General features: G+C 37.7%; 13 protein-coding genes and 1 other RNA gene. 2 read left to right on the top strand and 12 right to left on the bottom strand.

The annotated features are described in order from the left end of the window. Positions 1-33: 33 nt before the first annotated feature. The 11 genes from WMO42_RS10090 to WMO42_RS10040 all read right to left on the bottom strand — a co-directional run bounded on the left by WMO42_RS10090 (position 34) and on the right by WMO42_RS10040 (position 10,041). The gene (locus tag WMO42_RS10090) at positions 34-738 is read right to left on the bottom strand and encodes a DUF6063 family protein (RefSeq protein WP_022503081.1); all 705 of its coding nucleotides are present in this window, start codon (positions 736-738) and stop codon (positions 34-36) included. Next, positions 728-2,260: a hypothetical protein gene (locus WMO42_RS10085; protein WP_349192200.1), complete on the bottom strand. Its 1,533-nt coding sequence runs from the start codon at positions 2,258-2,260 to the stop codon at positions 728-730. Before WMO42_RS10085 ends, WMO42_RS10090 begins: the two co-directional genes overlap by 11 nt. 136 nt (positions 2,261-2,396) lie before the next feature. Beyond that, a complete protein-coding gene (recR, locus tag WMO42_RS10080) occupies positions 2,397-2,993 on the bottom strand; it encodes a recombination mediator RecR (RefSeq protein WP_022503083.1) in 597 nt (198 codons plus the stop codon). Beyond that, positions 2,993-3,343, bottom strand: a complete 351-nt coding sequence (locus WMO42_RS10075; protein ID WP_022205992.1) for a YbaB/EbfC family nucleoid-associated protein — start codon at positions 3,341-3,343, stop codon at positions 2,993-2,995. Before WMO42_RS10075 ends, recR begins: the two co-directional genes overlap by 1 nt. Further along, entirely contained in the window at positions 3,343-5,004 is a 1,662-nt protein-coding gene (gene dnaX / locus WMO42_RS10070) for a DNA polymerase III subunit gamma/tau (RefSeq protein WP_349153850.1), read from the bottom strand. The genes WMO42_RS10075 and dnaX overlap by 1 nt, the downstream gene beginning before the upstream one ends. A 664-nt stretch (positions 5,005-5,668) precedes the next feature. Further along, positions 5,669-5,931: signal recognition particle sRNA large type (ffs, locus tag WMO42_RS10065), an RNA gene on the bottom strand. Positions 5,932-5,974: 43 nt separating this feature from the next. Next, positions 5,975-7,303, bottom strand: a complete 1,329-nt coding sequence (locus WMO42_RS10060; protein WP_116444289.1) for a diguanylate cyclase — start codon at positions 7,301-7,303, stop codon at positions 5,975-5,977. A 71-nt stretch (positions 7,304-7,374) separates the two neighbouring features. Beyond that, positions 7,375-8,082: a hypothetical protein gene (locus WMO42_RS10055; protein WP_055306980.1), complete on the bottom strand. Its 708-nt coding sequence runs from the start codon at positions 8,080-8,082 to the stop codon at positions 7,375-7,377. A gap of 19 nt (positions 8,083-8,101) precedes the next feature. Further along, a complete protein-coding gene (locus WMO42_RS10050; RefSeq protein WP_055306981.1) occupies positions 8,102-8,785 on the bottom strand; it encodes a hypothetical protein in 684 nt (227 codons plus the stop codon). A 13-nt stretch (positions 8,786-8,798) separates the two neighbouring features. After that, positions 8,799-9,674, bottom strand: coding sequence for an ABC transporter ATP-binding protein (locus tag WMO42_RS10045; RefSeq protein ID WP_022503088.1), 876 nt, complete (start codon positions 9,672-9,674; stop codon positions 8,799-8,801). Position 9,675: 1 nt separating this feature from the next. Then, positions 9,676-10,041, bottom strand: coding sequence for a GntR family transcriptional regulator (locus WMO42_RS10040; protein WP_022503089.1), 366 nt, complete (start codon positions 10,039-10,041; stop codon positions 9,676-9,678). Between the two features lie 452 nt (positions 10,042-10,493). On the opposite strand from WMO42_RS10040, the gene tadA reads away from it, so the two are divergent. Beyond that, positions 10,494-11,039: a tRNA adenosine(34) deaminase TadA gene (gene tadA, locus WMO42_RS10035; protein ID WP_022501294.1), complete on the top strand. Its 546-nt coding sequence runs from the start codon at positions 10,494-10,496 to the stop codon at positions 11,037-11,039. 58 nt (positions 11,040-11,097) lie between these two features. Beyond that, positions 11,098-11,640: a GNAT family protein gene (locus WMO42_RS10030; protein ID WP_022501295.1), complete on the top strand. Its 543-nt coding sequence runs from the start codon at positions 11,098-11,100 to the stop codon at positions 11,638-11,640. Here the strand turns inward: WMO42_RS10030 and WMO42_RS10025 are convergent. Then, the gene (locus tag WMO42_RS10025; protein WP_349192197.1) at positions 11,628-12,716 is read right to left on the bottom strand and encodes a DUF6128 domain-containing protein; all 1,089 of its coding nucleotides are present in this window, start codon (positions 12,714-12,716) and stop codon (positions 11,628-11,630) included. The two genes, WMO42_RS10030 and WMO42_RS10025, sit on opposite strands and share 13 nt — an antisense overlap. Positions 12,717-12,752: the final 36 nt, after the last annotated feature.

Genomic DNA, 12,752 nt, shown 5'->3' with positions numbered 1-12,752 from the left:
CTTTCCTGCACTACATAGTACATTCTTAAGCTGTTAAATCAAAGACTGCATAATCTCTGCCATACGTCCCTTATATTCATCAAAATAATTCTCGATAAGTGCTTTAAATCTGTCTGTTGGATAATATCTTGACTGTGCTTCCATTAAAAGCCCCTGTGACACACAGAAGTTAAGTACCATTTTCACAAAACCTGTCTTAGAATTTCTTGCGGCTCTTACATCTGCCGTATCTTCAACTGTTATAACCGGAAGCTCGTCCCAGCTTAAAGCTATCTGTTTAAAGCTGTTCTCCTCTATATCATCAATAATCATTCCAAGCTTCTTATCTATAATTGCTGACACCGAATAATCAACATTTTTAACAATATCCTCAACCTTTACGAACTCAACATAAGTCGTATTAGATGATGCCGTATAGAATTCTGTTATAATATTGTATATAACAAAATATGCCATATATAAATCTTTATTCACTTTAATGCCAAGTTCTTTACGCAGTTCTTCATTCGTATAGCCAAACACCCTGTTGTTCTCTCCTGCACTGACATATAGTCCATTATTATACTCATATATTGAAAGGTTAAGCTTCTTAAGTGACACATGTACTATGTCATAGATTTCTGCATTGTTGTTATATTCCTGATATAAAGAACTATTGTCACCACGCTCAGTAAGTTCTTCACCTGTTATAAGCTTCGATACTATATCCAATGCTTTTTCAAGATTTCTATTTTCCATCGTCTGCCTCTTTTCTGAATGTAATATTCATTACCTGCACATTGGTGTAATCTATTATTTCCTCTGTTCCCTTTTCCATAATTATATGTACAGGCTCACTTCCTTCAAACCCCTCCTTTAATATGTCATCAAGAAATGTTTCTGACTGCATATTATCTCCACCGATAACATAGCTGTCCTTCTGGCACAGATTAACAAAGAAAGAGTAGTAATCAGCATTATTAAGAATTTCCTCTCCATAAGCTTCTGACATTATATTATTGAATTCTCCAAGCGTTAAAATGTCCGATTTATTCATACATTTCCTGTTAATACACTCCTTAAGATTATTCATTATAAAGATGTAATTATGTCTTATTCTTTCATCTTCTATCTCATCTTCATATACTATATCTTCTGGTGTGTCCTCTGTTACATATTCCTTCTTATCATATCTTGCCGGCTTTACAAGAAGTGCTTCATCTATTGTCTTTATGTCAAATGTCTTCTTTATATTAAGCTTTAACAGCGGCTCTATTATAAATGCCAACAATGAAGCATCATCTGTCCTAATCATATCTGAGAGTGTAGCTGTGAAATCCATATGTGGACGAAGCCTTGAAAGCTTTGCTTTCTTTACTGCCTCATCTGTCTTATTCTGCATATCAGTACAGTCACGAAGAAGTTCCGCGTGCTTGTTCATTGCTATTTTAAGCTGGTCCTCAAGATAATGGATTTCTTTTAATGTCCTGTAATAGCTTTCTGTCGCTGATGAATTACTCTCAAGCCTTTCTATTGCCTTGTCAATAAGTTCCTTGTTCTTCTTAAAAAGCTTCTCCTCATCAACGAACCATTTCATTCCTGTATTGACAAAATCCTCATAATGTTCAAGTCCTGTCTTTACATCTTTGGAAAGCATATCCATAACTTCATTCTTCTTAACCTTAAGCCTTCCAACTTCCTCATTAATTCTTTCTATAACCTCTACTCCGCCTTTAAAGTTATTGGAATTAATCATTTTCTCCAAAAGGAGCTGTGACACGCTTATACGGCTTTCGTCCTTAATCTCTTTCGTATCAAGATAAAACTCGACCGCATCAGCGCTTATACTGTACCACACAGTATTATCTTTTATTGTACTTTCTATAAGCTTAACCCTTGATACTCTCTTCTTCTTCTCTACAGGGTCATAATACGCATACTCAAATGGCTTTCCCTCATTCTTCATCTTATCAAAGACATAATCAGCTACTTCCCCGCTTTCTTCCTCAGTAAGCTTCATATCAAAGTCGTGCCTTATTATGTTATTAAAGAACTCCTGATACTCCTTGTATGTAACTTCCTTTTCCTTGAAGTTATTTTCCTCAATAAAAAAACGCAGAACAGCCATCACGATATATCCCATATCAAGTGCTTCATATCTGCCCTCCTTAAACTGGGAAAATGAAGTATCAATAAGCTTGAAAAAAGGATAATATTTCTTAAGATTAAGCATTCTTTCTCTGTGCTCTGTTATTATCTCTCCAATCATATTCTCCGCCATATGTATACCTCTTCATATCATTATGCCATTCTGCATATGTCCGATTTATTCAATATTAATATGTAACTTTTATATCTTTTCAATACACCTAATTAAGTTGCAATTATACAGAACTTCAACTCCATATATTAAATGGTTATAATTCTGTCCTGCCTTCAAGTGCTCTTAAGAGTGTAACCTCATCTATATATTCAAGGTCGCCGCCTACAGGCACTCCACTGGCTATTCTTGTAACCTTTATGCCTGCCTGCTTTATCATCTTGCTTATATACATAGCTGTTGTTTCTCCCTCAAGATTAGAGTTCGTAGCGATTATTACCTCGTCTACATCTTTCTGAAGACGCTTCATAAGTTCTGCCAGCTTAATATCTGATGGACCTATTCCAAGCATTGGACTTATAGCCCCGTGAAGTACATGATACACGCCCTCATACTTTCCTGTCTTTTCGTATGCTGCCATATCCCTTGTCTGTTCAACGACCATAATCTGCTTGTGATTTCTGTTAGGATCTTTGCATATAGGACAAAGTTCCTCATCAGTAAGAGTATAACATTCTTTACAGTAATGTATATGCTCTTTAGCACTAATCATTGCATTGGCTATGCCCTCAACTTCTTCTTTAGGCATATTTATAATGTGAAATGCCAGGCGCTGGGCACTCTTAGCCCCAACCCCTGGTAATCTTGACAACTGCTCTATTAACTTATTAATATGACCGCTGTATATGTCCATTAGAAAAGGCCTCCTCCAAGTCCTGAAAGACCACCTGTTATCTTAGACATAGAAGCCTGTGATTCTTCTTCGCATTTACGAAGTGCTTCGTTAGTTGCAGCAACTATTAAATCCTCTAACATTTCTACATCATCTGGATCAACTGCTTCTGGATCAATCTTAACCTTAGTCACTTCTCTTTTACCTGTTACAGTAACTTCAACAACTCCGCCACCTGCTGTAGCTGTGAATTCTTTAGACTCAAGAGCTGCCTGCTGTTCCTCCATCTGTCTTTGCATTCTCTGTGCCTGCTTCATAAGATTGTTCATATTGCCAGGCATTCCTCCTGGAAATCCACCTCTTTTAGCCATTATATAAATTCCTCCTTATCATCTATTTCGATATCCATTCCAACAAGCTCCTCTAATGCTATATAACGCCTGTTAAAATCCTCATCTTCATCAATTCTTGTGCATACCACTCTTACTGATATACCTGTTCTTTCTTCGATAAGCTCTTCTATCTTAGCGATTGTTTCTTCCCTGCTTATCACGTTATAACCACTAATAGATTTTACCATAATCTCAAGGCTATTACCATCCTCTGTTACAGTAACATCAGCCTGCTTTAACAAATTCATAAGCAGTGCATCATCCATTGAAGCCACTATCTGACTCCACTGTCCTGCTATCTGCTTTATATCATCTGTGACTGCATCATAATTTCTTCTAAGAACAGGCTTTTCTTCCTGTACTACATCATTCCTGCTGCCAGTGCCTAAAGCACCAGCACCACCTGACTGTAATGACATATTATCAAGCATATCCTTAGTTATATATGCACCTGACTGTAATTTACTAAGAGCTTCACTTAACTGGTTCTCAAGGTCATTTACCCTGCCTGCAAGCTCCTGCATATCCTTAGGACTTTCCATGGCCGGCTTCATAAGCTTAATAAAAGCTACCTCTGCCTTAACTCTCTTCTGCGTTGCATACTTCATCTCATTGGAAAGCTCTGACAGAACTCTTATATGACGCATTATACTGTCAACATCTACGTCCCTGGCATCTTCTATCATATCCTTAATATTATCCTTGGATACCTCGATAACATCTTCTATCTTATCTATATCATCTGTTGTCTTAATCAGCAGAAGATTTCTTAAATACCACACAAAATCTGTCACAAACTGAGACAAATCCCTGCCCTGCATAATTATGTCTTCCATAAGATTCATACAGCCTGCAACATCTGATGTCTTTATTGTCTTATACATCTTGCTGAACACTTCTGTATCAACTGCTCCAAGCACGTCAAGTACATTTTCATACTTAAGCTCTTTGCCAAGATAAAATGCTATGCACTGGTCTAACAGACTGAGTGCATCTCGCATAGAACCATCAGCCGCTTTGGCTACATATTTTATTGCCCTATCCTCAACGCTTATATTCTCTGCTTTCATAAGCTGAGTGAGCCTGTCTGCTATTGTTTCTATTGATATTCTGTGAAAATCATATCTTTGACAGCGCGACATAATAGTTATCGGTATCTTAGCCGCCTCTGTTGTTGCAAGTATAAATATTACATATGCAGGTGGTTCTTCAAGTGTCTTTAACAGTGCATTGAACGCTCCTATAGACAGCATATGAACCTCATCTATTATATATACTTTGTACTTCCCTTCTGTTGGAGAGTATTGTACTTCTTCTCTTATCTCTCTTATATTATCGACACCATTATTAGATGCCGCATCAATCTCTATTACATTCATAGACGTTCCTGCTGCAATTGCCTTACATGCAGGACATTCGCCACATGGACTTCCATTAACCGGGTGTTCGCAGTTAACTGCCCTGGCAAATATCTTTGCAACACTCGTCTTGCCAGTTCCCCTGGTACCACAGAAAAGGTATGCGTGTCCTATTCTGTCTGCCAATATCTGATTTTTTAATGTTGTAACTATATGATCCTGACCTTTAACATCTTCAAAGGTGTCAGGACGCCACTTTCTGTATAGGGCCTGATATGACATACTTAGAGGACTTCCTTTCTGAAGAGGTGTTTCGCTCATCGCGTATTACAATACGTTACACTTCGCTTAACTCGTAACGATGGCGTTCCAGAAGCTTCGCTTCTGTCACTGTCGCGGTGCTCCTCGAATTGATTGCAATAAGGCCTTTTTCCTGCTAGCAGGAAACGTCCTTCTTTCAATCCATTCTCATCGCGTATTACAATACGTTACACTTCGCTTAACTCGTAACGATGGCGTTCCAGAAGCTTCTGCTTCTGTCACTGTCGCGGTGCTCCTCGAATTGATTGCAATAAGGCCTTTTTCCTGCTAGCAGGAAACGTCCTTCTTTCAATCCATTCTCATCGCGTATTACAATACGTTACACTTCGCTTAACTCGTAACGATGACGTTCCAGAAGCTTCGCTTCTGTCACTGTCGCGGTGCTCCTCGAATTGATTGTAATAAGGCCTTTTTCCTGCTAGCAGGAAACGTCCTTCTTCCAATCCATTCTCATCGCATATTACAATACGTTACACTTCGCTCAACTCGTAACGATGGCGTTCCAGAAGCTTCCGCTTCTGTCACTGTCGCGGTGCTCCTCGAATCGATTGCAATAAGGCCTTTTTCCTGCTAGCAGGAAACGTCCTTCTTTCAATCCATTCTCATCGTTACTTGCGCAAAAATACCGTGCGTTCAGCTTCGAATGATCATCCACAGACGTTACCGATACAGTTAGCTCGATCCAGGCTGCCTTTCGGCACACAGAAGGTTTCACTTAATGCTGCTTCATTCCTGACCTGACATGGTTCATGAATTCCTGTTGCGAAAGACCCAAATGTCATCACCACTTATATCGGGCGGCTCCATAAAATCTCGCCCTCTGCCGAACATCACCCCTGCTATAGCGGATTGCAGGTACAAGGTGCCGCTAACTCCCCGGCTGCACGGTTCCTTTATTATAAATGTTATATACCAACTCTGTCAAGTAAAGTTAATCACTTATCTTACTCCTGTAAGCTGCGATACGGCGTTTGAGCTGTTGTGGCTCAATTGGTGCAAATAATATGTCTTTAACACAATCATAGCCTGCTGCAAGACGTATCTGCTCCATACTTCCCTCTTTACATATAATGGCAATTGGCATATTCTTTATTATTAAATTGTCTGTATTAGTTATATCCTCAAGTACCCTATATCCATTATCTTCCATCTCGGATATATCTACATAAATGCACGGAATATTCTTTACCCCACTAATTAATTCTTCAAAATCATTAACATTATCTATCTTTCTTATATCATAAGATGATTCGTGCACGAACTCAATTATACTTATCACATTTCTTGAGCGTGTAATAACAGGTATTGTCTTTGATGCCTTCCTGCCGTCAAGCTTGACACCATATTCGCGGTAACACGACTTTCCTGCATGCTTTGACTCATAAAGTGCTTCATCTGCCTTGGCAAATAACTCTGTATAATCTTTCTCTGTTCCATCAGTAAATACAACACCTATACTAATTGTTACATCCTCTGGAATAGACATATTCTCTTTGGCTGATATTATATCAACAATCTTTTGTGCCTTTTCATACACATATTTCCTGCTTTCAATGTCACGAACAAATAATACAAACTCATCGCCGCCTATTCTTCCTGCAATGTCTGTTTTTTCAAATTGTGATGCCATAACGCTTGCAACAATAGATATTGTATGGTCACCTACTGTATGTCCATACACATCATTAATTGCCTTGAAATTATCAATATCCACTGCCATCAAAGCGTGCAGTCCATTCGAATATTCTTTTAATGCATCCGTTATAAGCTTTATTGTTGCTGACTTATTAAGAAGTCCTGTCATCTCATCAATCTTTGATTTAAACTTGAAATCGTCATACTCTTTAATAAGACTTGCTATTCTGTGCTTTGACTTAAGAAGGTTCTGAATTCTAAAAAATGCTGTCTTAGGGTCAATCGGCTTAATAAGAAAGTCATTAGCTCCAAGCTCGTACACACTTGCCTGAACATCACTGCTGTTAGTCGCTGTAAGGACTATTACAGGTATATCAGCAAAATGCTGTATCTCCTGTCGCCGCCTTAAAACATCGAAGCCGCCTATTCCCGGCATTTCAAGATCAAGAATGAGTAAATCAATAGACACCTTGTCCTTTTTAATTATACCAAGACACTCTTCACCAGATTCAGCTTCAAAAATATTAAAATGTTCCCTTAACAATTCCCTTATTATAGTACGCTGGAAACGTGAATCATCAACTATAAGTATTGTTGCCCCCTTAGTTGCATTAAAAGTATCCATCACTTGCTCCTTTAAATATATACTACAATGTGTGATACTTTATTATAACATTCTTTTTTGATTTTACCACTCTAATTTGCAACCTGTTGTTTTTTAATTAATAGTATTGCCACCACTGCTGATACAGCCGCTATAATTAATGTCACCAGCCATAATAATATATCTGTTCCAATTGGCAGGGTTAATATTCTCTCATATATCCCCTGATATATATTCTCTGCCTTAGCCATCGAGAAGCAGATTATCATATATGCGAATGCCATTATTCTTCTGCCCTTTATTCCATATTTTATAATCAGTGAACTAATAAGCATATTAAATGAACTTAACATTATCAATGAAACAACAAAATATTTGAAGTGAAAAAGCGGTGTTATGCTAAGCTCCAGTCTATATTCTGAATAAAATGCCGCAAACTTCCAGTTCTCATACAGATATGTAATACCTAATCCTGCCCACGCCATAATAATAACCACAATATCAAACACCCATTGTCTTATAATATACATCTTCCTCGTGCATCCATATGATACATCCATATTGAATCTTGTGTAGTTATAAGTTGTCGCTGCAAATATAACTGTGGCAATAATTCCAATTATTACCATAAAGCTTCCCATTGGAAATACTGTATAATCTTTCTCTACAAGTCCTATGTTCTCCATTAACATAATTACATCGTGGATAATATTCCCTGCAACCGAACATATTATGAGTATCATAAATGTCTGCATTATACCTGTCTTGTTTATTTTAAAAATCTTCGCTATCTCTTCCATATTCTTCTCCATTCCAGCCCTAGCTTCTCACTACAAGCTTTCTTATCGCAAGGTAATATATATACATTGATATTAACACAGCTATAAATGCGGCTATTATTCCTGTAGTACAGGTGCCTGCATTAAGATTTATAAATCCACCCATAATGCTATATCCTGCAGCTAATGTTGATTTGATGAAAACCGTCATAATTCCCATTACAAATCCCATTATTAAAACCATTGACATATAACCTATTCTTCCCACTTTTAATGTTATGCTTGAACCTATATTAGCCACAGCTATACATATAAGCATAACCAGTACCGCCTGCAATATCCATATTCCAAGACTGATATCAACTCCCATTAAACCAGCTGTTAAGGCTCCTGCTACTGACACAATAATTAAGAAAATGCCCATTAGAAACTCAATAATATAGACCCCCACCACAGCCTGCTTTCTTGTGCAGCCAAAAGAAACTGCAAGTGAAATATTCTGACAGGTATAACAAATCATAAATAATACTATGACATATCCACCAATATATATAATACACTGGGAAAACAACATTCCAACTGCCAAAGCGGAATGTGCTCCCTTATCATTAACTACAAACATACTATATATTGTCAATGCAAATGCACCTATTATTATATACATAGTGTTCCTCAATGCCTGATACAATGGTTCTTTGATTATTCTTGCCAATCCATAATTCATAGGTCACCCCTCCTTACATATTCGACTGTCCACATATCGCAATAAATAAATTCTGAAGTGAAACCGGCTGTACCGTAACATGTTGAACTGCTTTGATTTTCCCATCGCCATCCTGCATTACTGTAACAGCGTAGCTTCTTCCTATATGTTCTTCATTGATAATTTTGCAGCCATCAACAGCATTTTTTACATCTTCTTCAAGACCTGATACATAACGGCATTTATCAAGTAATTCAACTGTATTTTCCTTTAAATATACACATTTATCTTTAAGTATTATGACTTCTTCGAATACATTTGCCGCTTCTTCAATGATGTGTGTTGATATTATAAATGTTCTGCCATTCTCCTGCTGCTCATCTATAATAAGCTTGTAGAATTCTTCCCTGACGATAACATCAAGCCCTGCTGCCGGCTCATCAAGAATTGTTATCTCCGCCTTGCTTGCAAGTCCTATTATCACTGTGAGCATTGACAACATTCCTTTTGAAAGATTACATACCTTCTTCTTTTTATCAATACCAAACCTTTTCACAAGTTCCTCTGCCATATCCTTGTCCCAGTTCTTATAATATATTGAAGCAAGACGAAGATATTCTTTAACCTTCTGGTTGTTCATTCCAAGCAGGCTCTTGGTATTAATCTCTCTTGAAAAGCATATATGGCTTAACGCCTCTGCATTTTCCCACACAGGCTGTCCATTGTATGTAACTTCTCCGCTGTCAGCTGGATTCTGTCCTGTCATAATTGACATAAGTGTTGTCTTTCCAACACCATTTCTTCCTATAAGACCATATATCTTTCCCTGTTCAATATTAAGGCTCACATTATCAAGCACCTTATTATCCTTATAGCTTTTACTTATATTCTTACACTCCAGACCACTCATATTAACTCTCGCTTTCTTCAATCATATTGATTAATTCTTTAGTTGTTATTCCGATACTCTTGGCTTCTTCTATCAATGACTTGACATAGTTCTCATAAAATGCACCTTTTCTTTTATTAAGTATCATATCTTTAGCACCCTTACTTACAAACATTCCAATACCTCTTTTCTTATAAAGTATTCCCTCATCAACAAGTATGTTGACACCTTTGGCCGCCGTTGCAGGGTTAATCGTATACAGCTTCGCCAGCTCATTCGTGCTTGGAACTTTTTCTTCTTCAAGCAGAATTCCACGGCAGATATCTGTTTCTATCATCTCACTTATCTGTATATATATGGATTTTTCCTGCGTCAAATGTTCCTGCATGCAATCTCTCCATTCTGTTATTTTGTTAATCACCATAATTCGTTATTTGGTTCATTACTTATGTAACTAACCATACAACTAAGAGGCAGGTTTGTCAATATATTTTTAAAAATTTCTTTTTTATGATATAATATGACTACTTCGTAGTCACTTAGAAGTTTCTTCGAAACTTCAGATTCGTGGAAAAGCAACGCAGGGCATATGATATAATATGACTACTTCGTAGTCACTTAGAAGTTTCTTCGAAACTTCGGATTCGTGGAAAAGCAACGCAGGGCATATGATATAATGAGCGCAAGAGAGCCAGAAAGCTGCTAGCAGATATCTGGCGAACGGCGAATGACGATTACGATAGCTGCGATAGCAGCGGAGAGTAGCGAAGCTACGAATCGTGATATAATGAGCACAAAAGTGCTCATCTTAAAAGTTTAGATCGGATTTTGGTGGATTTTATGGTTAATGACGAATTTGACAATATGGATATTCATTTTATGAAACTGGCGATTGGACAGGCGAAGAAAGCGGCTAAGATTAATGAAGTGCCTATCGGGTGTGTTATCGTGTATGATGGTAAGATTATTGGCAGAGGATATAACAGACGTAATACCGACAAGACTACACTTGGACACGCTGAGATAACCGCAATTAAAAAAGCAAGCCGTTATATGCAGGACTGGAGACTTGAAGGCTGTACCCTGTATGTAACATTAGAGCCCTGCCAGATGTGTGCCGGCGCTATTATTCAAGCAAGAATTCCACGTGTAGTTATCGGTTCAATGAATTCTAAGGCTGGCTGTGCCGGTTCTGTTCTTAACATTTTGCAAATGCCACAATTTAATCATCAGGCTGAGGTTGTAAGGGGCGTATGCGAAGAACAGTGTTCAACTATGCTAAGCTCCTTCTTTAAGGAACTGCGCGAGAAGAAAAAAATACTCAAAGAAAAGGCACTTGCTGAAAGCTCTGACGCAGATAACAATCAGGGATTTATTAACCGTTAATTCAAGGAATACCTTAACATAATTATTTAAAGTGCATTTAACACCTGGAGGACTACCTATGAACGTAAGATACAGTCTTGGAGATTACACGCTTAAAGTATTAGGCTGTGATAAAAGCCTTGATGTTCTGGATTTCTATTACAGAAACCGCAACGATTTTGATATATATGAAAGTGATAAGCCAGAAGCTTTCTATACAGAAGAATTCATCAAGAATATGCTCAATGCTGAGAACAAAGCTCTTATGTCTTTACATTTTGTAAGATTTTTTCTTGTATCTAATGACAATCCCGACTACATTATCGGAACTATTTCTTTATCCCACATCAACAGAGGCTCATCACCATCTGCTAATATGGGATATAAAATAGACCGTCTTAACCGCGGCAAAGGGCTTGCTTCCCTTATGATTGCCCATATGCTTGATGTGGTAATTCCCGATTTAGGTATCCACCGCACAGAATGTTACATTCATCCTGACAATAAGATTTCACTCCACCTTATGGACAAAATGTCATTTATTGATGAAGGCATTGCACATTCTTATGTAAAGCTTAACGGCAAATGGCAGGATCACAGACGTTTTGTCTATATCTCCTGATACCAGTATCCAAAATATGGATTAGAATAATCGCTTCTATGGCTTTTCTTAAAATTGTTAAAGCCAAACATTGAAGCCATATACCTCTCCCTGTTGCAGTACATTCCCGGCACGCCAATAAAATAATGTGTGTTATTCTCATTTTCACACACCCTGCCAAACAAAAGATGCCGGAAATTATAATATCCGTGTATTAAAAAACTGTTATTTATTATGTCATTCTCTATGGACAACAGCTGTTTAAGCACCTCTGTTGACACCTCTACGCAGTCGTACAGATAGTCATCATCAAATGCGTCAATATAATCAGGCTTTGCATACAATAATTTATCGACTTTTTTGTCAAAGCTGGTCTTTGCTTTTTTTCTTTTTGACTTATCATTATCACTTTCCATTATCTTATTACCCTGACCGGTGCAGTTATCCAAAGTCTCCGCCTGCATAATTGCAACATCCTTATTCTCCTGTATCATACATCCATTGGTGTATGCTGTATTACTGTCTGACTGTGCTGCACTGACTGTTCCATTCATATTCTGCAAAGCATTAGCATTTTCTGGTGCATTATTATCCACTGCTACGTTATGGCTGGCATTGTCTGGTTTATTGGTACTATCTTTGAAATTATCAACAACAGAAGCTCTTTTTCTTTCATTAATCAACATTTCTTTGTCAACGAAGTGGATTTTTTGTGTATTAATGCTCTCATCTTTCCACATTGAGAACATCATATAGAATGCATCCACCTGATTGGCTATTCCAATGCCGCATATGTCAGAAAATGCGTACCCTGTACTATCAATGTTGGACGAATTAAATATGCCCTTGTACACAGCCATACCATTCTGCACCATGCAGTCGCCAGCCTTTAAAAGCTGGTATTCACCACTGTTATAACCTGCGAATAACAGATACACCCCGAATAGTTCCGGAGTATCAGTATATACACCCCTTAGATTAATATTTAACCGGATTTCTCCCCTGACAACTTCAACCTTTGCAAAGCCTACATTCTTATCCTTAACTCCACCCGGATATGAATAGATATATGACACAAAACGTTGATAATCAGCCATTTTAAAACCTCCCTTAGGACATAAGATTAACTAATC

Source organism: Lachnospira sp. CLA-JM-H23, assembly GCF_040096425.1.
Classification (GTDB): domain Bacteria; phylum Bacillota; class Clostridia; order Lachnospirales; family Lachnospiraceae; genus Lachnospira; species Lachnospira rogosae.
Note: the sequence above shows the minus strand (reverse complement) of the source record. Positions and strands in the feature narration are given on the sequence as shown.